At 69.5% G+C, this 22,152-nt stretch carries 18 protein-coding genes; 9 read left to right on the top strand and 9 right to left on the bottom strand.

The genetic code is table 11. The features are described from left to right. Positions 1-173 precede the first annotated feature (173 nt). The 3 genes from KEC55_RS18485 to KEC55_RS18495 all read left to right on the top strand — a co-directional run bounded on the left by KEC55_RS18485 (position 174) and on the right by KEC55_RS18495 (position 3,906). Complete coding sequence (locus tag KEC55_RS18485) at positions 174-1,796, top strand: trypsin-like peptidase domain-containing protein (protein ID WP_282509392.1); 1,623 nt, start codon at positions 174-176, stop codon at positions 1,794-1,796. A gap of 226 nt (positions 1,797-2,022) precedes the next feature. Then, entirely contained in the window at positions 2,023-3,234 is a 1,212-nt protein-coding gene (locus KEC55_RS18490; RefSeq protein WP_282509394.1) for an MFS transporter, read from the top strand. 126 nt (positions 3,235-3,360) lie between these two features. Next, entirely contained in the window at positions 3,361-3,906 is a 546-nt protein-coding gene (locus tag KEC55_RS18495; protein ID WP_282509396.1) for a DUF4303 domain-containing protein, read from the top strand. Between the two features lie 55 nt (positions 3,907-3,961). Here KEC55_RS18495 and KEC55_RS18500 read toward each other — a convergent pair whose 3' ends face one another. The 7 genes from KEC55_RS18500 to cobA all read right to left on the bottom strand — a co-directional run bounded on the left by KEC55_RS18500 (position 3,962) and on the right by cobA (position 10,004). Next, complete coding sequence (locus KEC55_RS18500; RefSeq protein ID WP_282509398.1) at positions 3,962-4,660, bottom strand: fumarylacetoacetate hydrolase family protein; 699 nt, start codon at positions 4,658-4,660, stop codon at positions 3,962-3,964. Positions 4,661-4,786: 126 nt separating this feature from the next. Further along, positions 4,787-5,728, bottom strand: coding sequence for a helix-turn-helix transcriptional regulator (locus KEC55_RS18505; RefSeq protein ID WP_282509400.1), 942 nt, complete (start codon positions 5,726-5,728; stop codon positions 4,787-4,789). A 99-nt stretch (positions 5,729-5,827) separates the two neighbouring features. After that, complete coding sequence (locus tag KEC55_RS18510) at positions 5,828-6,616, bottom strand: YkgJ family cysteine cluster protein (RefSeq protein WP_282509402.1); 789 nt, start codon at positions 6,614-6,616, stop codon at positions 5,828-5,830. Between the two features lie 61 nt (positions 6,617-6,677). Further along, a complete protein-coding gene (locus KEC55_RS18515; protein WP_282509404.1) occupies positions 6,678-7,277 on the bottom strand; it encodes a uracil-DNA glycosylase family protein in 600 nt (199 codons plus the stop codon). A gap of 127 nt (positions 7,278-7,404) precedes the next feature. Further along, entirely contained in the window at positions 7,405-8,457 is a 1,053-nt protein-coding gene (locus tag KEC55_RS18520; protein WP_282509406.1) for a CmpA/NrtA family ABC transporter substrate-binding protein, read from the bottom strand. A gap of 5 nt (positions 8,458-8,462) precedes the next feature. Beyond that, entirely contained in the window at positions 8,463-9,059 is a 597-nt protein-coding gene (locus KEC55_RS18525; RefSeq protein WP_282509408.1) for an ANTAR domain-containing response regulator, read from the bottom strand. A 165-nt stretch (positions 9,060-9,224) separates the two neighbouring features. Then, a complete protein-coding gene (gene cobA / locus KEC55_RS18530) occupies positions 9,225-10,004 on the bottom strand; it encodes a uroporphyrinogen-III C-methyltransferase (RefSeq protein WP_282509410.1) in 780 nt (259 codons plus the stop codon). A 669-nt stretch (positions 10,005-10,673) separates the two neighbouring features. On the opposite strand from cobA, the gene KEC55_RS18535 reads away from it, so the two are divergent. Genes KEC55_RS18535 through KEC55_RS18550 form a run of 4 tightly spaced genes read left to right on the top strand, consistent with a single transcriptional unit; the run spans position 10,674 to position 19,210 of the window. After that, a complete protein-coding gene (locus tag KEC55_RS18535; protein ID WP_282509412.1) occupies positions 10,674-11,999 on the top strand; it encodes an MFS transporter in 1,326 nt (441 codons plus the stop codon). A gap of 21 nt (positions 12,000-12,020) precedes the next feature. Continuing rightward, complete coding sequence (gene nirB / locus KEC55_RS18540; RefSeq protein ID WP_282509414.1) at positions 12,021-14,618, top strand: nitrite reductase large subunit NirB; 2,598 nt, start codon at positions 12,021-12,023, stop codon at positions 14,616-14,618. 40 nt (positions 14,619-14,658) lie between these two features. After that, a complete protein-coding gene (nirD, locus tag KEC55_RS18545; RefSeq protein WP_011354949.1) occupies positions 14,659-15,006 on the top strand; it encodes a nitrite reductase small subunit NirD in 348 nt (115 codons plus the stop codon). 16 nt (positions 15,007-15,022) lie between these two features. Continuing rightward, positions 15,023-19,210, top strand: a complete 4,188-nt coding sequence (locus KEC55_RS18550) for a bifunctional nitrate reductase/sulfite reductase flavoprotein subunit alpha (RefSeq protein ID WP_282509417.1) — start codon at positions 15,023-15,025, stop codon at positions 19,208-19,210. Between the two features lie 168 nt (positions 19,211-19,378). Here KEC55_RS18550 and KEC55_RS18555 read toward each other — a convergent pair whose 3' ends face one another. Continuing rightward, entirely contained in the window at positions 19,379-20,155 is a 777-nt protein-coding gene (locus KEC55_RS18555) for an SDR family oxidoreductase (protein WP_282509419.1), read from the bottom strand. A 4-nt stretch (positions 20,156-20,159) separates the two neighbouring features. After that, complete coding sequence (locus tag KEC55_RS18560; protein ID WP_282509420.1) at positions 20,160-20,603, bottom strand: GlcG/HbpS family heme-binding protein; 444 nt, start codon at positions 20,601-20,603, stop codon at positions 20,160-20,162. A 95-nt stretch (positions 20,604-20,698) separates the two neighbouring features. Here KEC55_RS18560 and KEC55_RS18565 point away from each other — a divergent pair, with 95 nt between their 5' ends. Both KEC55_RS18565 and KEC55_RS18570 read left to right on the top strand, forming a co-directional pair. Beyond that, positions 20,699-21,613, top strand: coding sequence for a LysR family transcriptional regulator (locus KEC55_RS18565; RefSeq protein WP_282509421.1), 915 nt, complete (start codon positions 20,699-20,701; stop codon positions 21,611-21,613). A gap of 80 nt (positions 21,614-21,693) precedes the next feature. Next, on the top strand, positions 21,694-22,128 hold the full coding sequence (locus KEC55_RS18570) for a hypothetical protein (RefSeq protein WP_282509422.1): 435 nt from the start codon (positions 21,694-21,696) through the stop codon (positions 22,126-22,128). Positions 22,129-22,152 lie beyond the last annotated feature (24 nt).

The following is a 22,152-nucleotide window of genomic DNA, read 5'->3' on the forward strand; positions in this document are numbered from 1 at the left end:
TTCGGAACGAACGCCATCGCGGCTCTGCCGCTCCCGTACCCCCCGGCATACGGGTTTCGATTCGTATGTTCGAACAGGCCGCTTGGACTATAAATGGATGCGTGTACCGGTGCTTGTCGGGCGCCTGCGCGTCTCGCGCAGGTCGTCGCCGCGACTGCCGGGGGAGGTGCACCGTGGTTCGCCAGACGCTTGCTCGCGCCGTGCTTCGCACCGCGTTGATCGGGGGCGTGTTTGCCGCTTTGTTGCCGCCGCCGGATGCCATTGCCGCCACCGTCGCGCCGCCCGCCACGCCACGCACCCTGAAGCAGAGGGCGCCCGCCGTGCCTAATGCGATGCCGGTCGATTTTCCGGCGATCGTCGACCGCTACGGTCCGGCGGTCGTGACCATCATGGCCACCGCGCCCGACCCGCAAACGGGCGGCCCGTCCTTCGCGATCCTCGATCCCGACGATCCGCTCGCCGCATTCTTCCGGCACGACGCGCCACCGCCAGCGCAGGGGCCTGCGCCGGGGCCACAGGCGCCACCGGCACCGCAGGTGCCGGCGCCCGACACGGCGCCGCGCGCGGTATCGGGTAGCGGCTCGGGCTTCATCATCAGCGCCGACGGCCTGATTCTAACGTCGGCCCATGTGGTCGACGAAGCGACCGACGTGACCGTGCGGCTGACCGACCGCCGCGAATTCAAGGCGACCGTGCTGGCCGTCGATCCGCAAAGCGACGTCGCCGTGCTGCGCATCAACGCGACGAAACTGCCGTTTGTGCGTGTCGGCGATTCGTCGAAGGTCCGCGCTGGCGAACCGGTGATGACGATCGGCGCGCCGGACGGATCGGGTAACACGGTCACGGCCGGCATCGTTAGTGCGACGTCGCACCGGTTGCCGGACGGCAGCGCATTCCCTTTCTTCGAAACGGACATCGCGCCGAATCCCGACAACTCGGGCGGCCCCGTGTTCAATCGCGCGGGCGACGTGATCGGCATCGCGGTGCAGGTCTACACGGGCAACGATCGCTACGCGAGCATGACGTTCGCGATTCCGATCGCATTCGCGGCAAAGGTGCGCGCGCAGTTGCAGGCGCAACAGCAGGCACAGATGCAGGCGCAACAGGCTCAGGCGCCAGCGTCCGGTGCGCCGTCCGGCAACGCGTTCGGCGTCGACGTGCAGGACGTCGGCGTCGGGCTGGCCGCGGCATTCGGGCTGCCGCGGCCGGCGGGCGCGCTCGTCAACGGCGTCGCGCCGGGCTCGCCGGCCGCCGCGGCCGGCCTGAAGCCCGGCGACGTGATCGTGAAACTCGGCGACAAGGCGATCGGCCACTCGGCAGAACTGAACGACCTGGCCGCCGCGCTGCCGCCCGGCGAGAAGGCGCCGCTGCGCGTGATCCGCAACCGCGCGCCGGTGATGCTGACGATCACGGGCGCCGACGAAGCGGTCGGGAACGCAGGCTCTGCCGCCGGGACGGCCGCGCCGAAGCTTGCCGCGCGACCGGGGCCGGGTCCGGGGCCGGGCCCGGGCCCGGGGGCGGGCGACCGCGGCGACCGCCTCGGACTGACGATGCACGCGCTGAGCGACGACGAGCGTCGTTCGACGGGGCTCGCGGTCGGAATGATGGTGGACGCGGTGCACGGCCCGGCCGCGACCGCGGGCATCCAGCCGGGCGATGTCGTCCTGGAGCTCAACGACACGCTGCTCGAGACGCCGGACGACGTGCCTTCGCTCGAAGCGAGCGGCGGCAACGTGATCGCCGTGCTGATCCAGCGCAACAATGCGCGGAAGTTCGTGTCGGTGCGCGCGCGTTAGGGCGTTGACGCGGCGGGTGTCGCCCGCCTAACATCGGTCGATATCGCGGGCAGTCAGCCCGGCATTCAGGAGCCATTCGGCGTGAAAACGGCTTGCTTCATCGTAGTAGTCCACAGGCGCAGGGTCCGGTAGCGGCACCGCGCCGGCACCCATGCGCCCCCGACTTGTTCGGGGGCTTTTTTTTGTATTGCGCACGGCCGTTCGGTTGGTGCGCGGAGGTATCCGCTTGCAATCGAACCTGCCGATCGATTCCGCCGCGACGTCGCCGCGACACGCGACGCTGATCCTGCTGTGTGCGCTCTCGGTGCTGCCGCTGAGCCTGTTCCTGCCGTCGTTGCCGGCGATCGCACGCGACCTGCACGCCGACTACGCGCTCGTCGCGCTGTCGCTCGGCGGTTACGCGGCGGTGGCCGCGTCGCTCGAGTTCGTGATGGGGCCGCTGTCGGACCGGTTCGGGCGGCGGCCGATCGTGCTGACGAGCGTCGGCGTGTTCGCGCTCGGTTCGCTTGGCTGCGCGATGGCGACCGATATCCGCGTGTTTCTCGCGTGCCGGCTGATGCAGGCGGCGATCACGTCGGTCTATCCGGTGTCGATGGCGACGATCCGCGATACCGGTGGGGGCGCGCGCGTGGCGAGCCGAATCGGCTATGCGGCGATGGCCGCCGCGTTCGCGCCGATGCTCGGCCCGACGCTCGGCGGCGCAATCGACCAGACGGTCGGCTGGCGGGCGAGCTTCTGGCTGCTCGGTGCGGTCGGCATCGCACTGTTCTGCTGGTGCGCATCCGATCTCGTCGAAACCCATACGAACCGGTCGTCGAGCTTCCGGCAGCAGCTTCGCGCGTATCCGGCGCTGCTCCGCGCGCGTCGTTTCTGGGCCTATGCGCTTTGCATGGCGTTTTCGACGGGCTCGTTCTACGCGTTCCTCGCCGGCGCGCCGCTCGCCGCGAAAACGCTGTTCGGCATTGCGCCGGCGGAGATCGGTTTTTACATGGGGACGATCACGGCCGGTTTCGTCGGCGGCAGCTTTCTGGCCGCGCGTATCGCGGGCCGCCACGCATTGGCCACGACGATTCTGTACGGGCGCATCGTCGCATGTGCGGGGCCATTGATCGCGCTCGGGCTGGTGTTCGGCGGCGCGACGCATGCGCTCGCATGGTTCGGGCCGTGCGTGCTGGTCGGCGTCGGCAACGGGCTGACCAATCCCGGCGCGCATGCCGGTGCGGTGTCGGTGCGCCCGGAGCTGGCGGGCAGCGCGTCGGGGCTGACCGGTGCGATGACGATCGCCGGTGGCGCCGCGCTGTCGTCGCTGACGGGCGCAGTGCTGACCGCCGGCAACGCGGGTTATGCACCGCTCGCGATGATGCTGATGTCGGCATCGATCGCGCTGGCGGCCGCCGTCTGCGTACGGGTGTTCGATGCGCGGGATGCCGCGCGATGACCGCGGGTGCGGCCCGGTACCGTGGTACGGCCGATTGGCGGACAATCCGTTGCATACCGGGAGACGACGCGCCCGCCGCGAGCCGTCTTCCCCGACGCGCGCGACGGGGGACTGGACGAGGATGCGATGAGCGATTTTTCAGATTTCCAGCGGGACATCGCCGATGCCGCGAGGGCAACCTTCAAGGCACTGCGGGCGTTGCACCCGGACGAGCATTTCTACGCGTTCGCGCTCTATACGGACAGCGGCGCAATGACGGTGGTGCCGGCCGCCAATTCGATCGAAGGGCTGCGCCGTATCCGCGCGCAACGGGCGATCGCGGACGACGATCCGGCGCCGTGGTACACATGGGGTTCTGCCGAATGGGCGTACGAGGCGGCGGAGGCTTCGCCGTTCAACGCGATCTGCGGCAGGCTGGCGGACGAAGTGCTGAGTCCGCAGTTCGTCCCGTCGCGATTCGCGGAATTCTCGCGGCAACTGCAGGCCGACATGATCGAGGCATTGCGGCTGCTCGACCGCGAGGGCCTGTTCGGCGCGGGCGACGAACGGGCGGCCATCACGCTGTTCGTGTCGATCAGCGACGACGATGCAGCCAGGGCGCTGGAAAACGCATCGGCGAAAACACTGAATCCACCGGCCGTCGCCGACGCATTCCTGCGCCGTTTCGGCTGACCGGCATCGGGATACCGCACGGCGGCCTGGGCGGGCGGCCGCCGTGCGTGCTGCATTACGGCTTCGCGCCCACCACGAATTCGAATGTCGAGACGCCGTCGACGCCGCCCGTCACGCGGTCGCCCGGCTGCAGCGCGCCGACGCCGGCCGGCGTGCCGGTGAAGATCAGGTCGCCGGCCTTCAGCTCGACCGAGCGCGACACGTATGCGATGACGTCGGGCACGGCCCAGATCATGTCGGCCAGGTCGCCTTGCTGGCGCGTGTCGCCGTTCACCGCGAGCCAGATGCGGCCCGTTGCCGGGTGCCCGGTGGCCGACGCCGCGCGCAGTGCGGTCACGGGGCCCGACGCGTCGAAACCCTTCGCCCAGTCCCACGGACGGCTCAGTTTCTTCGCTTCGGCCTGCAGGTCGCGGCGCGTGAGGTCGACGCCGACGCCATAGCCCCATACGTGCGACAGCGCGTCGGCCGGGTCGATCGACCGGCCGTCCTTGCCGATGGCGACCACCAGCTCGATTTCATGATGGAGATCGTTCGTCAGCGGCGGGTAGGCGACGGTGCCGCTGGCCGGAACGATCGCGTCGGCCGGCTTCGTGAAGAAGAACGGCGGTTCGCGGTCGGGATCGGCGCCCATTTCGCGGGCGTGGTCGGCGTAGTTGCGGCCGACGCAGAATACGCGGCGCACGGGAAAGCGCGCGGACGACTGTTCGACTTCGACGGAAGGACGCTCGGCAGCGTCGATGACATAAGCGGACATCGGATGGCCTCGTTCGGTGGGAAGACGGATGCCGGCGCCCGTGCGGCGCACGGGCCGGCATGCGTGCAACGATACCCGACGCGTGTACGGCCGGATGCGACGCAACTGCGTTTTACCGGGACAAAACTACGCGTCGGCGGCCGGCGGTGCGTCGTCGCTGTCCGGCAGCGCGGCGTTCGCGTCGCGGTACGCCTTCGGCGACACGCCGACGCGCGCACGGAAGCGCCGCGCGAAATACCCTTCGTCGCGGAAGCCGACCGAGCGCGCGATGTCCGCGATGCGGCGGCTCGTGTGGGCCAGCAGCGATTGCGCGAGCGCGATCCGGCGCTCGGTCACGAGATCGGTAAACGTGCTGCCGGTTTCCTTGCGGACCAGGTGTGCAAGGTAGTTCGGCGACAGGAACGCGGCCTCGGCGGTCGCGGCGAGCGTCAGGTCCTCGCGGGTCAGGTTCGCGCGGACGTGCCGCAGCACGCGCGCGAGCGCATCGCGCCGGCCCGCACGCTGGGCGCCGCGCTGCGCGAGCTTGTCGAGCGCGCCCGCGTACTGCGTGCAGACGAGCCCGATCAGCTGCAGCAGGTAGCCGCGCAGCAACGTGGTCGAGCCGAAGGTACGCACGCGATCGGTGTCGAGCATGCACAGCGCGAGGCGGCGTGCTTCCTCGTACGTGTCGCCGGTCAGGATGAAGTCGAGATGTTCCTGGAAGCGGAACGGTGTCAGCTCGGGGAAGCGGTGCGCGGGGACGTCCTCGAGATCGAGTGGATCGACGTCGAGATCGGCGCGCAGGAACGCCTGGCTGAAGTTGATCACGATGAAATGCGCGCCTTCCGGATGCGGGATCAGGTGTTCGCGGTGCGGCAGCACGAACGCGAGCGCGCCGCGCGGAAACGGCCGCGTGACACCGCCGATCCGCTGCTCGGTGTCGCCGCCGAGGTTGAACTGGATCTGGAAATACGCGTGCCGGTGCGGCTCGGTGATCGCCTGGCGCGACGCCTGGTCGCGGATGTAGAAGTCGAGCCGGTCGCTGCGTTCGGGCATCCCGTACAGGCGCGGCGGGGCGGTGGAGGGCATGAAGGATTCTGCTGTTGGTGACGCGGTTGAGCCGCGATGGTACAGCGAACCGGGCGCGGCCGGAACGTGCGGGCACGCCGCGGCGTGGCGGCGTGGCGATCAGGCGTCCGGATGGAAGCCGAGATAGCGTGCGTGCGGGCCCGCGCCGGCGCCGGCAAGCGCGCTCGATGCCCCGACCGACACGAGCGTTTCTACCGTGGGCGCGCGGTTCGACACCAGCTTCCATTCGGTCGCATCGCCGCCGGCCGCGGGTGACGGGGCGCGCAGGTCCGTCAATGCGGCGAGCAAGGTGGCGGCGGGCGGCGCATGGACCACGAATCCTTCATTGGCGACGGCCGCCGTGTCGATGCCCAGCGCCGCGCACAGCCGCGCGCGCAACGGCGTCTCGGCCTCGCTCGCGGTGCGCGAGCGTGCGATGTTCTCGCGCGTCGCCGCGTCGACGAGCATGCCGCCACGGATGAGCGGTGCGTGCTGCCAGGCGTCGGGCGGGCATTGCTTGCCGCCGGGCATCAGCGGCACGAACGGATTGATTTCGGCCGGATAGATCCGGCACACGAGCGGGCGCTCGTCGTAGATCCCGCAGCGCAGGTCGTCGCGCAGGTTCGGGCACGGGCCGGCATGGGACGCGGTGAGCACGGCCGTGATGCGCACGGGCAGCGAACCGCTCATCGCGGGTGTCGAACGCGCGCGCTTGTACGCAGCGAACGCGTCGCCAGGCTCGGGTTCGACGGGCCACGGCATGGCGTCGCACAGCAATTCCACGTGGCCGCCGCGCTGCAGCCACGCGATCGCTTCGTCGAGCGTTAGAGGAATGCGCAGGTCGCGGCAGCATGCGCCGCATCCGGTGCAGGCAAAGTCGATGTCGAGGTCGGTCGAGGTGGTATTCATGAAGGTGATGCGGAAACATCGGGCGGGACACGAAGCATCGCGATGCCGCCGGTGATTGCGTTCATCGGTCGAGCAGCGGGGCCACCCGGCGGCGGAGTTCGGGCACGACGTCGGCGTCGAACCACGGATGGTGCTTGAACCACGCCTGATTGCGCGGCGACGGGTGCGGCAGCGGCAGCACGCCCGGGCCGTAGTCGCGCCACGCGTGCACGGTGTCGGTAAGCGTCGCCTTGCGCGTGTCGCGCAGGAAATGCCGCTGCGCGTACTGGCCGATCAGCAGCGTCAGGCGGATCGACGGCAGTTCGGCCAGCAGCCGGTCGATCCACAGGGGCGCGCATTCGGGGCGCGGCGGGTTGTCGCCGCTCGCGCCGCGGCCCGGGTAGCAGAACCCCATCGGCACGATCGCGAAGCGCGTTTCGTCGTAGAAGGTGTCGGCGTCGACATCGAGCCAGCCGCGCAGCCGCTTGCCGCTCGCGTCGTCCCACGGGATGCCGCTCGCATGGACGCGTGCGCCGGGCGCTTGCCCGACGATCAGGATGCGTGCATCACGATGGGCGCGCACGACGGGGCGCGGGCCGAGCGGCAGGTCGGCTTCGCAGGCGCGGCACGCACGGATTTCGGTGAGCAGCACGTCGAGCGGCGCGCGCGTTCGTTTCGGCATCGATTCGGATCGGGGACGGAGTGGTCATGCAGTGTCGCCCGGGCGGTGCGCGCGGATGCCGCCGGGTGGGCCCGGATCGGCGTGGCGCGGCCCTGGAGCGCGCGCCCGCGGCTTCATGCGGCACGCATTACGCGTGCGACGGGCCCGATGCGCCGCCTTCGGCGACCGCAGCATCATACAACGCGGTCTGCGCGATTGCCGCGGCGATGGCCGCATCGTCGTGCGGGCCGTCGAGCATCCCCCAGCGCCGGTATTGGGACAGGAACCAGCGCCCTTCGTGTGGATCGGGCCGGTTTACGGCGCCGCCGTCGTGGAAGCGGATCGGCAGCGGCGGTGCGGCGAACGGCCCCGCGCCGTAGTCGCCGAGCAGGCGCGGCGCGATCAGCCGGGCCGGCACGCCGAGCGCGTCGGGCGACGCGAGCCAGTCGGCCGCCTCGCGGCGGTGCGCGGCGCTGTCGAGCCACGCGCACGCATCGACGAGCGTACGGATCAGTGCGCGCGCGGTGGCAGGATACAGCGCGACGAAGTCGCGCCGGGCGGCCAGCACCTTCTCCGGATGATCGGGCCAGATCTCGCTCGTGACCGCGACGGTCCGGCCCGCGCCGCACGCGTCGGCCACCGCGTGCCACGGCTCGCCGGAACAGAAGCCGTCGAGTTCGCCGCTGGCGAGCGCGGCGACCATCTCGGGCGGCGGGATCACGACGCTGCGCACGTCGCGCAGCGGATCGACGCCGTGCGACGCGAGCCAGTGGTTCAGCCACATTGCGTGCGTGCCGGTCGGGAACGTCTGTGCGAGCAGCGGCTTGCGGCCGAGCGTCGCGAACACGTCGCGCACGCTGCCGCTTTCGCGATAGGCGTCGGCCAGGCCGCGCGACAACGTGATCGCCTGGCCGTTGCGGTTCAGCACCATCAGCGCGGCCATGTCGGCCTGCGGGCCGCCGATGCCGAGCTGCAGCCCGCTGACGAGGCCGTACAGCGCATGCGCGGCGTCGAGCTCGCCGCTCAGCAGCTTGTCGCGCACGGCAGCCCAGGACGGCTGGCGGCTCGGTTCGAGCGTGAGGCCGTGCCGCGCGCCGAGGTTCAGGCGCTGCGCGACGATCAGCGGGGCCGCATCGCTCAGCGCGACGAAGCCGAGGCGAAGATGCGCGCGTTCCGGCGCGGCGGGAGGGGAAGTATCCATGGCAGTCATGACTGGGGTGATGCGTCGAGCAATTGCCGCGCGACGTCGACGATGCGCAGGCCCTGGTCCATCGCGCGCTTGCGCAGCGCCGCATAGGCATCGTGCTCGGACAGCTTGCGCTGGTCCATCAGCGCGCGTTTCGCGCGGTCGATCAGCTTGCGTTCCGCGAGTTCGCGCTCGACGTCGGCCAGCCGGCGGCGCAACGCATCGTCGTGCGAGAAGCGCGCGAGCGCGACTTCGAGAATCGGGGCGAGACGCTCGGCCGACAGGCCTTCGACGAGATACGCGCTGACGCCCGCGCCGACCGCCGCACGGATCAGTTCCTGGTCGGCGTCGTGACTGAACATCAGCACGGGGCGCGGCGCGGTCACGTGCATCACTGCGAGCTGTTCGAGCGTGTCGCGCGACGGCGAGTCGGTATCGATGATCACGACGTCGGGACGCTGCTCCTCGACGGCTGCCGGCAGGCGCGCGGGTGTCGCGACGTCGTTCAGCATCTCGTAGCCGAGGCGTGCGAGTGCGTCGCCGAGCTCGCCGATCGGCTTGTCGGTGTCGGTGACGAGCAGCACGCGCAGACGGGTGGGAGAAGCAGGCGTACTCATGATGCGAACGGCGGCGGCGAAACCGTGGCGCGATGTGCGGATCGGGGGCGGCGGCCCCGTGCGTGCGTGGTGCGGGTGCTGTCCGCGGCGACCCGGCGGCCGATGCGCACGGTGCCGCTGTCTTCATGATAGGTGGGCGGCCGGTGCCGCGTGGTGTCGCGCATGCTATGCGGCCCGGGACAAAGCCGTTTCGGTCGCGGCCAGCGCTGCGCTCGCGCCCGCCACATCCTGCACGGCGGCTTCGCCGATCGCCCCGCCGACGAGGATCACGGCCGGGCTGCCGAGCCGCGCGGCCTCGATACCGTGCGCGAGCGTGCCGAGCGTGCCGGTCCAGCGGCGTTCGTCTGGCGTGCCGGCCCATTGCACGGCGGCTGCCGGCGTCGATGAAGGCAGCGCGGCGAGCAGGCCGGCCGCGATGCTGTCGACGCGGCTCATGCCCATGTAGATCGCGAGCGTGGTGCCGGTCGCCGCGAGCCGCGCCCAGTCGGGTTCGCCATGATCCTGGCGGTGGGCGGTGACGAACGTGACGCCCTGGCAGTGCTCGCGGTGCGTGAGCGAGATGCCGAGGCTCGCGGCGGCCGCGAATCCCGACGAGATGCCGTTGACGATCTCGACCGGAATCGCGGCGGCGCGCAGCGTCGCGAGTTCCTCGCCCGCGCGGCCGAACAGCAGCGCATCGCCGCCTTTCACGCGCACCACGTGCGCGCCGCGCAGCGCGTAGCGGCGCATCAGTTTTTCGATGAATGCCTGCGGCGTGGAGCGGCAGCCGCCGCGCTTGCCGACACGGATCACACGCGCCTGCGGCGCGAGTTCGACGATGCCGGGCGCGACGAGATCGTCGAGCAGCAGCACGTCGGCGGCGGCCAGTGCCTTCACAGCCCTCAGCGTGAGGAGATCGGGGTCGCCGGGGCCGGCGCCCAGCAGCGTGACTTTGCCAGTCGTCATGTCGTGTTCCATTGCCGCATGCGTGTGTGCGGCGTCGATAACGGGTGGTCTGCGCGGCGGCGGCGGGCGGTCGAAACGCACCGGCATCCGGCCGTGCCGCGCACGGAGGGACGCCGTTGTCCTGACGGGCCCGCCGTGAAGGGCGGGCAAGGTTTGCGGGGACTGCCCACCGGCGCCGTTGCCGGTGTGATGCACGAGATCGAGCAATATCCGGGCCAACCGGCGCACGGCCCGGCACGCGCAGCGCGCGATGCACCGTGTGACGGGCGCACCGACGGGCGCCCACGTGCAGGCGGCCGCCGCGCGCGGGCAGCCGCAACGCCGCATCGGCGTGCATCGTGCCCTGCCAGTGCGCACCGCGATGTCGCACGGCGACAGTGCTGCAGCGCACCACATCTGTGCCTTGCTGCCTCATCGCGCATCGCGCGGCAGGTGTCGTCGTGCGCGGCACACCGGCCGGCGAGCCTTGTGCGACGGGGCCGAAGGCCCGATCGGCGGCGACATGGCACGGCGTTTGCGTAAGCTGACTCGGGCGGATCAATGGCGATTCGTCCGCAGTACCGATTACTAGACGCGCCCGGCAACGGGCTTCATGGGCAACGGCGTCCTACGCATCGGGTCTCGACGAGACCGGGTGCGCAGGACGCCGTTTTTCGTTTGGCGGATGACATGACCGACAAAGCTACCCGTATCGATCTCTTCAGTTTCCGCACCGCGCCGATGCGCGCATTCCACATGACGTGGATGGCGTTCTTCGTGTGCTTCTTCGCGTGGTTTGCGTGCGCGCCGCTGATGCCGCTCATCGCGCGTGAATTTCACCTGACGGCGGCCCAGGTCGCCAACATCAACATCGCCGCGGTGGCCGCGACGATTGCCGTGCGGCTGCTCGTCGGCCCGCTGTGCGACCGCTTCGGCCCGCGCCGCGTGTATGTCGGCCTGCTGCTGCTCGGCGCGATTCCCGTGTTCGCCGTGTCGTTCACGCACGACTACCTGTCGTTCCTGATCTGCCGGCTCGGCATCGGCGCGATCGGCGCGGGCTTCGTGATCACGCAGTACCACACGTCGGTGATGTTCGCGCCGAACGTCGTCGGCACCGCAAACGCGACGACGGCCGGCTGGGGCAACGCAGGGGCCGGCGCGACGCAGGCGCTGATGCCGCTGCTCGTCGCCGCCGGCCTGATGCTCGGCTTCGGCGAGGACTCGTCGTGGCGCATCGCGCTGGTCGTGCCGGGCGTCGCGATGCTCGCGATGGCCTGGGCGTACTGGCGTTTCACGCAGGACTGCCCGCAAGGCGACATCCTCGCGCTGCGCAAGGAAGGCGTGACGGCCGACAGCGGCAAGAAGGGCGGCTGGGCGAGCTTCTTCGCCGCATGCGCCAACTATCGCGTGTGGATGCTGTTCGTCACGTACGGCGCGTGCTTCGGCGTCGAAGTGTTCATCCACAACATCGCCGCGCTGTACTACGTCGATCACTTCAGCCTGTCGCTGAAGGATGCCGGTTTCGCGGTCGGCCTGTTCGGGCTGCTCGCGCTGTTCGCCCGTGCGCTCGGCGGCTGGCTGTCCGACAAGATCGCCGCGCGCCGCAGCCTCGACGTGCGCGCGGCGCTGCTGTGCGCGCTGATCGTCGGCGAAGGGCTCGGGCTGATCTGGTTTTCGCACGCGCAAAGCATCGGCATCGCGCTCGTCGCGATGCTGACCTTCGGCCTGTTCACGCACATGGCGTGCGGCGCGACCTACGCGCTGGTGCCGTTCATCGACCGCAAGGCGCTCGGCGGTGTCGCGGGGATCGTCGGTGCGGGCGGCAACGTCGGAGCTGTCGCCGCGGCCTTCCTGTTGAAGGGCGTGGGCGACGTGCAGCAGACGCTGAGCCTGCTCGGCCTCGCCGTCACCGCAACCGCGCTGTGCGCGATGGCCGTGCGCTTCAGCGAAGAGCACAAGGCACGCGAAGCCGAACTGCGCGACCGCGCGCTGGCCGCCGCCACGGCCGCGAACTGATCGACCGAAGGAACCGTCACCATGAAACTCATCGTCATCGGCCACGGCATGGTCGGCCACAAGCTCCTCGAATGCGTCGCGGCGGAAGCCGGCACGGCGGGTGCGCTGCAGGTCACCGTGCTCGGCGAGGAGCCGCGCCCGGCCTACGATCGCGTGCACCTGTCCGAGTTCTTCGCGGGCAAGTCTGCGGACGACCTGTCGCTCGTCGAACCGGGCTTCTTCGAGCGTCATCCGCAGTTCGATCTGCGCCTGAACGCGCAGGTCGCGTCGATCGACCGCGCCGCGCATACGGTCAAGCTCGCATCGGGCGAAACGCTTGCGTACGACAAGCTGGTGCTCGCCACGGGCTCGCGCCCGTTCGTGCCGCCGGTGCCGGGGCGCGATCGTGCAGGCTGCTTCGTGTACCGGACGATCGAGGACCTCGAAGCGATGCAGGCGTGCGGCGCGCACGCGAAGCGCGGCGTCGTGATCGGCGGCGGGCTGCTGGGCCTTGAATGCGCGAAGGCGCTGCGCGACATGGGGCTCGACACGCACGTCGTCGAATTCGCACCGCGGCTGATGGCCGTGCAGGTCGACGACGGCGGCGGGCGGATGCTGCGCGCGAAGATCGAGGCGCTCGGCGTGACCGTGCATACGGGCAAGAACACGCTGGAAATCGTCGATGGCGAGGAAGGCGCGCACCGGATGGCGTTCGCCGACGGTACGCATCTGGACGCCGACATGATCGTGTTCTCGGCCGGCATCCGCGCCCGCGACGAGCTGGCGCGTGCATGCGGGCTCGACACCGGCGCGCGCGGTGGCGTCGCGATCGACGACGCATGCCGCACGAGCGATGCCGATATCTACGCGATCGGCGAATGCGCAGCGTGGAACGGCATGGTGTACGGCCTCGTCGCGCCCGGCTACGACATGGCGCGCGTGGTGGCGAAGCAGCTTGCAGGCAGCGCTGATGGCACGGGCGCGGCTGCATTCGCGGGCGCCGACATGAGCACGAAGCTGAAGCTGATGGGCGTCGACGTCGCGAGCATCGGCGACGCGCACGGCACGACGGCCGGCAGCCGCACCTACCAGTACGCGGACGAGCGCCGCCAGGTCTACAAGAAGCTCGTGGTGTCCGACTGCGGCAAGTTCCTGCACGGCGCGGTGATGGTCGGCGACGCGGCCGAATACGGCACGCTGCTGCAGATGATGCTGAACCGCATCGAGCTGCCCGAGTCGCCCGAATTCCTGATCCTGCCGTCGTCGGACGGCGTCGCGAAACCGGCGCTCGGCGTCGACGCGCTGCCTGACGGCGCCCAGATCTGCTCGTGCAACAACGTGTCGAAATCGCAGATCTGCACGGCCGTCGCCGACGGCGCGACGAGTCTCGGCGCGCTGAAGACGTGCACGGGCGCCGGCACGTCGTGCGGCGGCTGCGTGCCGCTCGTCACGCAGATCATGAAGGCCGAGATGAAGAAGCAGGGTCTCGCGGTCAACAACCACCTGTGCGAACACTTCCCGCATTCGCGCCAGGAGCTGTTCCACCTGATTCGCGTCGAGCGCATCACGACCTTCGACGAACTGCTCGCGAAGCACGGCCACGGGCTCGGCTGCGACGTGTGCAAGCCGGCGGTGGCGGGCATCCTCGCGTCGTGCTTCAACGAGTTCGTGCTGAAGAAGGAACACGCGAGCCTGCAGGATTCGAACGACTACTACCTCGCGAACATCCAGCGCGACGGCACGTACTCGGTCGTGCCGCGCATGCCAGGCGGCGAAGTCACGCCGGAAGGGCTGATCGCGGTCGGCCAGGTCGCGCAGAAGTACGGGCTCTACACGAAGATCACGGGCGGCCAGCGTGTCGACCTGTTCGGCGCGCGCGTCGAGCAGCTGCCGTCGATCTGGGAAGAACTGATCGCGGCCGGCTTCGAATCGGGTCACGCCTACGGCAAGGCGCTGCGCACCGTGAAGTCGTGCGTCGGTTCGACGTGGTGCCGCTACGGCGTCGACGATTCGGTCGGCCTCGCGATCGACTTCGAGAATCGCTACAAGGGGCTGCGCGCGCCGCACAAGATCAAGTTCGGCGTGTCCGGCTGCACGCGCGAGTGCGCGGAAGCGCAGGGCAAGGACGTCGGGATCATCGCGACCGAAAAAGGCTGGAACCTGTACGTGTGTGGCAACGGCGGGATGAAGCCGCGCCACGCCGAACTGCTCGCGTCCGATCTCGACCGCGCGACGCTGATGCGCTACATCGATCGTTTCCTGATGTTCTACGTGCGTACGGCCGACCGGCTGCAGCGCACGAGCGTGTGGCGCGACAACCTCGAAGGCGGCCTCGACTACCTGATCGACGTCGTCGTGCACGACCGGCTCGGGATCGGCGCCGAGCTCGAAGCCGACATGCAGCACGTGGTCGACACCTACGAATGCGAATGGAAGAAGGCCGTGACCGATCCCGACACGCGCAAGCGCTTCCGCCACTTCGTGAACAGCGACGCGCCGGATACGACCATCGAATTCGTCGAGACGCGCGGCCAGATCCGCCCCGCGACGCCCGGCGAGCGCGCGGGTGGTAAGCCCGTGTCGATTCCCGTCGTCGCCGAAAGCGCGGCGCAAGCCGTGACCGAACCCGCAACCGTTTGACCCTGACCGATACCCGCATTTTTTTGCGAAGGAGCCCATCATGAACGATCGTCTTCCGCTGTCCTGGACCCGCGTGTGCCCGCTCGACGACATCGTGCCGAACACCGGCGTGTGCGCGCTCGTCAACGGCGAGCAGGTCGCGGTGTTTCACGTCGCGCATGCCGAAGAAGGCGGCGTGTTCGCGATCGACAACGTCGATCCGGTATCGCAGGCGGCCGTGATGTCGCGCGGGCTGATCGGCAGCCTCGGCGAGCGCGTCGTCGTCGCGTCGCCGCTGTACAAGCAGCACTTCGACCTGCGCACCGGCGAATGCCTGGAAGCGCCCGAGCAGTCGGTGAGCGCGTATCCGTCGCGGGTCGAGGACGGCTTCGTGTGGATCGCGGCCTGACCGTCCCGGAGCGCGCATGACCGCCACCCCCGTCAAGAGCGTGTGCCCGTACTGCGGCGTCGGCTGCGGCATGGTGCTGCACGTCGAGGATGGCGAAGTCGTCAAGGTGTCCGGCGACTCCGACCATCCGACCAACTTCGGGCGGCTGTGCACGAAGGGTTCGTCGGCGCACGTCGCGCTGCGCCGCTCGGGGCGGCTCGACCGTGCGTTCGTGCGCCGCGCGCGCGAGGACGACCTCGTGCCGCTGCCGGCGCGCGACGCGATCGCCGAAACCGCGCGTCGCCTGCGCGCGGTGCTCGATACGCACGGGCCGGACGCGTTGTCGTTCTACGTGTCGGGGCAGATGTCGATCGAGGCGCAATACCTCGTCAACAAGCTCGCGAAGGGCTTCGTCGGCACCAACAACATCGAGTCGAACTCGCGTCTCTGCATGGCGAGCGCGAGCACCGGCTACAAGCAGTCGCTCGGCGCGGACGGCCCGCCCGGGTCGTACCAGGACTTCGATCGCGCGAACCTGTTCTTCGTGATCGGCGCGAACATGGCCGACTGCCATCCGATCCTGTTCCTGCGGATGATGGATCGCGTAAAGGCCGGCGCGAAGCTGATCGTCGTCGATCCGCGGCGCACCGGCACCGCCGACAAGGCCGACCTGTTCCTGCAGATCCGGCCGGGCACCGATCTCGCGCTGACCAACGGGCTGCTGCACCTGCTGCATGCGAACGGTCGCACCGATGCCGCGTTCATCGACGCATACACGGAAGGCTGGGACGCGATGCCGGCATTCCTCGCCGACTACACGCCCGAGCGCGTCGCGGCGATCACGGGGCTCGCGGAAGCCGATCTCCGCACGGCCGCGCAATGGATTGGCGACGCGCAGGAGTGGATGAGCTGCTGGACGATGGGGCTCAACCAGAGCACGCACGGTGTGTGGAACACCAACGCGATCTGCAACCTGCATCTCGCGACGGGCAGGATTTGCCGCGCCGGCAGCGGGCCGTTTTCGCTGACCGGCCAGCCGAACGCGATGGGCGGGCGCGAGATGGGCTACATGGGCCCGGGTTTGCCGGGCCAGCGCTCGGTGGCTTCCGACGACGATCGCCGTTTCGTCGAGAACCTGTGGTGCGTGCCGGCCGGTACGTTGCGCAAGGAAGTCGGAAAGGGCACGGTCGACCTGTTCGAACGGATGGCGGCCGGTGACATCAAGGCGTGCTGGATTATTTGCACGAACCCGGTTGCCACGGTGCCGAACCGGCAGAACGTGATCGCCGGACTGCAGGCCGCGGAACTCGTGATCGCGCAGGACGCATTTCTCGATACCGAGACCAACCGCTACGCGGACATCCTGCTTCCCGGTGCGCTGTGGGCCGAAGGCGACGGCGTGATGGTCAACTCCGAGCGCAACATGACGCTGATGCGCGCCGCAGTTGCGCCGCCGGGCGACGCGCTGCCCGACTGGCGCATCGTCGCGGAGGTCGCGCGTGCGATGGGCTTCGGCGATGCGTTCGACTACGCGTCGGCGGCCGACGTGTTCGACGAGATCGTGCGTTTCTCGAATCCGGCGACCGGCTACGACCTGCGCGGCGCGAGCCACGCGGCGCTGCGCGACGGCCCGGTGCAATGGCCGGTTGCGCCGGGCACCGCGCGCGAGCGGCACCCGATCCGCTACCTGAACGACGGCGTGAGCCAGACGCCGCTCGCGGCCGCCGACGGCAACGGCGCACCGCGCATCGCGTTCCCGACGCCGTCGGGCAAGGCGCGCTTCTTCGCACGGCCGCACGTCGATCCGGCCGAGCTGCCCGACGACACGTTCCCGATCGTGCTGAACACCGGGCGACTGCAGCATCAATGGCACACGATGACGAAGACGGGCAAGGTCGCGATGCTGAACAAGCTCAACCCGCGCCCGTTCGTCGAGCTGCACCCGGACGATGCAAGCGCGCTCGGCATCGCCGCGAAGGACAGCGTCGAAATCCGTTCGGCGCGTGGCCGCGCGGTGTTGCCGGCCGTCGTGACCGAGCGCGTGCAGCGCGGCAACTGCTTCGCGCCGATGCACTGGAACGACGTGTACGGCGACGACCTGTGCATCAACGCGGTGACGAACGACGCGATCGATCCGGAATCGCAGCAACCCGAACTGAAATATTGCGCGGTCGCGCTGCAACGCGTCGACACGGATGCGTTCGCGTCCGCCGACGACGAGACGGCGCAACCCGATGCCCGCGCCGCCGACGCGCGGCCCGCGCCGGCGATGGTGCAGGCCACTGCTTCACAGGAATCCGACATGGCAGACATCGACACTTTCGCGGCCGCGCTCGGCGTCGCCGATCTCGCGCCGCCGCCGTTGACCGACACCGAACGGCTGTATGTGGCTGGCCTCGTCAGCGGCCTGAAGGCTAGCGCCGGCCGGCGCGAGGGCAGCGTGCCCGTGCTGCCGGCTGCTGCGCCGTTGACGCCGCCGGTGCGGTTCTGGCTCGACGGCATGCTCGCGGGCCTGTTCAGCCGTTCGCTGCCTGCGCATTCGCCGGCGGCCGCGACGGCCGCGCTGCCGGCAGATGCCGCCGCGTCCGGCGGCGTGCGGATCGTGCGTACACGCCCGAAGGTCGTGCTGCTGTGGGCGTCGCAGACCGGCAACATCGAATCGTTGACCGAGGATTACGCGACGCAATTGATGAACGCGGGCTTCGAGATTCGCACCGCGTGCATGTCCGACTATCCGGTCGCATCGCTCGCCGGTGCGCAATACGTGCTGCTGATGACGAGCACGTTCGGCGACGGCGATGCGCCCGACAACGGCACCGAGTTCTGGGACGCGCTGCAGGCCGGCAGCGCCGCGCGCCTCGACGGCGTGCATTTCGCGGTGCTCGCGTTCGGCGACCGCAACTACGACCAGTTTTGCGGTCACGGCCGACGCCTCGACGCGCGGCTTGCGGAACTCGGCGCGGCGCGCCTGTGTGCGCGCGTCGATTGCGACGTCGAATTCCAGCACGATGCCGACCAGTGGCTCGAACGCGTCGTCGCGCGGATCAAGGAAGCCGATGCCGCGCTGCACGCGGTGCCGTCCGGCGGGATGAGCCCTTCGGGGCTGCTGCCGACGAAGGCGCATCCGGCGCCGTCGAAGCTCGTTGCGAACCTGCGGCTGAACCGTCCGGGCGCCGCGAAAGATACGCGCTACGTGTCGCTGTCGACCGAAGGCGCGAACCTCGAATACGAAACCGGCGACGCGCTCGGCGTATGGCCGACCAATTGCCCGGAGCTGGTCGACGAGCTGCTGTCGGTCACCGCGCTGAAAGCCGACGCACCGGTGTCGATCGCGGGCGTCGGCGACGTGCGCCTCGGCGATGCGCTCGCGCGTCATTTCGACATCACGCGGCCGCATCCGGACGCGCTCGCGTTCATCGCGTCACGCAGCGCGAACGGCGCGCTGAAGTCGCTGCTCGGCGACGAGCGCAAGGGCGACCTGAAGCAATGGCTGTGGGGGCAGCAGCTCGCGGACGTGCTGCACGAGTTTCCGGTCGAGCTGTCGGGCACGGAGCTGGTCGGCATGCTCAAGCGCATGCAGCCGCGCCTCTATTCGATCGCGTCGAGCCCGAGCGCGCACGAGGGCGAGATCCACCTGACCGTGTCGGCCGTGCGTTATCACAACGGCCGGCGCGCACGCAAAGGCGTCGCGTCGACGTTCCTCGCCGATCGCGCGGACGACGGCCGCGTGCCCGTGTTCGTGCAGAAGTCCGCGCATTTCCGGCCGCCGGTGAACGGCGACGTGCCGATCGTGATGGTCGGCCCCGGCACCGGCGTGGCGCCGTTCCGCGGCTTCCTGCACGAGCGGCAGGCGCGCGGCGCACGCGGGCGCAACTGGCTGTTCTTCGGCGAACAGCACGCGCAGACCGACTTCTATTACGGCGACGAGTTGGGCGCGATGCACGACAGTGGCTTCCTCACACGGCTCGATCTCGCGTTCTCGCGCGACCAGGCCGACAAGATCTACGTGCAGGACCGGATGCGCGCGCAGGGCGCCGAGCTGTTCGCGTGGCTTGAGGAGGGCGCGCACTTCTACGTGTGCGGCGACGCCGCGCGGATGGCCAAGGACGTCGATACCGCGCTGAAGGCGGTTGTCGCCGAGCACGGCGGGATGTCGGACGAAGCCGCGAACGACTACGTCGCGCGGCTATCGAAGGCGCGGCGCTACATGCGCGACGTGTACTGAGCGCGGGCGGCGCGACTTGACGCGGCCCGCCGGCATGCGGGCCCGGCTTCGGCGACGGGTTGGCCTGCGGTGGTTCGAGCCGTCGGGACGGCTGGCGACGGCGAACGCGACACGCCGGGCGGCGGGCGTCGCGTTCCTGCGTGAACCACCGGCCGCCGCCGGTTTACATCACTGCTGACGGTCCCATGCGCGCGCCTGTTCGGCGCGGACGAAGGTTTCCGACGACTGCGGCAGCAGGTTGCGGAATGCGCCGCCGTCGCTTTCGATCACGTCGACCATCTTCGCGATCATCTCTTCCGGATCGTGCTGTTCGAGCGGGAACGTCAGCCGCTCGGGCGTCACGGTATGGACGGCCGGATCGTGCCAGCGCCGCGTCGTCTCCATCATCCGGTCGTTGAAGCCGGTGCTGTACGGGCCGGGGTTCACGGTCGCGACACGGATCCCGTGCGGCGCCAGTTCCGCGTGCATCGCCTCGGCCACCGATTCGACCGCATGCTTCGACGCGCAATAGGCGCCCGTGAACGGCCCGGTGATCAGGCCCGCGATCGACGACACGAACACGATCTTGCCGTGCCGGCGCGCCAGCATGCCGCGCGCGATTTGCTGCGTGAGTTCGAGCGGGCCGAACACGTTGACGTCGAACAGCTCGCGGACGATCTCGACCGGCAGGTCGACGAGCGCACCGGCTTCGCCGACGCCCGCGTTGTTCACGAGCACGTCGAAGTCGAGCTCGGCCGCACGGGCGCGATCGTGCGCCGACGTGACGTCGAGCTTGATCGCGCGCAGTGCGGTGCCGCGTTGCGCGGCGGCGTCCGTCAGCGCATCGATCTCGACGGTGACGCGTACGCCGGCCGTCACGTCGTGACCGCGCTCGGCGAGCCGTAAAGCGACTTCGCGGCCAAAGCCGGTGCCTGCGCCGGTGATGAGGATGCGTTTCTGTGTCATGTGCTTACCCTGTGGTTTGGAGGTGGAGCGTTGCCGGAAAGCGGTCGCGGCCGTGTTGCGCGATCGCGGTGTCTTCGTCGACGCTGCCGCCCGAGACACCGATCGCGCCCACGCAGCGCCCGTTGCCGTCGAAGAGCGGTTCGCCGCCGCCGAACGTGACGAGCCCGCCGTGGCTGTGCTCGATGCCGCGCAGCGGACCGTCGCCCGACATCGCGCCGAGTGCGCCGGTCGAGGCGCGGAAGCGGACTGCCGTCAGCGCCTTGCGCTGCGCGAGATCGATCGCACCGAGGAAGCAATCGTCGGTGCGTACGAAGGCGAGCAGGTTTGCACCGGCATCGACGATTGCAATGGCGATGCCGACGACTTGCAGCGACGCGGCATGCGCGAGGGCGGCATCGATCGTGCGACGGGCGGCCGCGAGCGGCAGTGCGGCGGTGAGCGGGTCCATGCAAGGCTCCGATGGGACGACAGCGCCAGTGTAGGCAGTAGCGGTATATGGGAGAATCCACATTCCACTCGAAAGAGTTTCAAGTTTTTCTAAAGATGAGCCGACGCGATCCGATGGCCGGGCTGCACGTGTTCATGACCGTTGCGACCGCCGGCAACTTTACGCGCGCGGCCGCCGCGCTCGGCCTGACGCCGGCTGCCGTCAGCCTCGCGATCGGGCAGCTCGAGGGCGAGCTGAACGTGAAGCTGTTCAACCGCAGCACGCGCGGCGTGAGCCTGACGGAAGCCGGACAGCGCTATTGGCGGCAGACGGAGCCCGCGTACCGGCAGGTCATGCAGGCGCGCGACGAGCTGAAGGATGCGCGCAGCGAGCCGAGCGGCGTGTTGCGCGTGACCGCGCTGCCGCTCGCGCGCGCGCTCGTGATCGCGCCGGTGCTCGCCACGTTTCGCGAGCGTTTTCCGAAAGTGCGGCTCGAGATCCGCTACGAGAACGAGCTGGTCGATATCGCGAAGGACGGGTTCGATGCGGGGATTCGCCTCGCCGACCGGCTGCAGCCAGGGACGATCGGCGTGCGCATCGCGCCGGCGCTTTCGTGCGCGCTGGTCGCATCACCCGGTTACCTCGCGCGGTACGGCACGCCCGCGTCGATCGCCGAGCTCGAGCTTCATGCCTGCGTCCGCTTCCGGTTCTCGGAGAGCGGGCGGTTGCACAAATGGCTGCTGCATGACGGGCGCCGTGATGTCGATCTCGATCCGGAAGGCGTATTTGTGACGAACGATGCCGATGCGGTGATCGACGCGGCGCGCGCCGGTGTCGGAATCGCGTTTGCGTTCATGCGCGAACGGATCGAGCAGGACCTGCGCGACGGCACGCTCGTCGAGGTGCTGCCGGGCGCGTGCCGGACGCTGCCACCGATGTGGCTGTATTACGTGAATCGCAAGCACGTGCCGGCGAAGCTGCGCGCGTTCATCGACGTGCTGCGGGAGCGCGACGGCGCGGATGCGACGTAATCGCATCGGCCGGATGACTGCAGCAATCGCTGTGGCGGCGCATGATGGCGGCTCGAGCCACCAAGCCTTGGAGTCGCGTCATGACGGCATCCCCGTATTTCCCGATTCGAACCCTCGTGATCGCCGCCGCGCTGGCGGCCGCCGCGATCTGGTGCGCTCCAGCCATCGGCCAGACGTCGAGCGTGCCGGCCGGCTCGGCCAATGCGACGCCTGACAACGCGATATTGCTGACGGTTTTCCTGAAACACGACCAGTCGCGGCCGCTTGCCGAGCTGAATGCGCAACTCGCGAAGCAGGGGTTCTACAAGGCGTTTCCGCCGCCGGGCGTCGAAGTGGTGAGCTGGACCGTGACGATGGGGATCGGGCAGATCGACGTGCTGCGGCTGCCGGCGTCGCGGCTGCGTGAAATCAATCGGGTGCTCGAGGATACGGCGTGGGGTGCTTATCGGACGGAGTTCTATCCGACTTACGACTACAAGGCGATCGCGTTGGGGGAGCGTGAGCGGGGGAAGTGAGTTTGCGCGTGCGTGCTGCGTCGT

The sequence above is a fragment of the Burkholderia cepacia genome, assembly GCF_029962485.1.
In the GTDB taxonomy this organism is placed as follows: domain Bacteria; phylum Pseudomonadota; class Gammaproteobacteria; order Burkholderiales; family Burkholderiaceae; genus Burkholderia.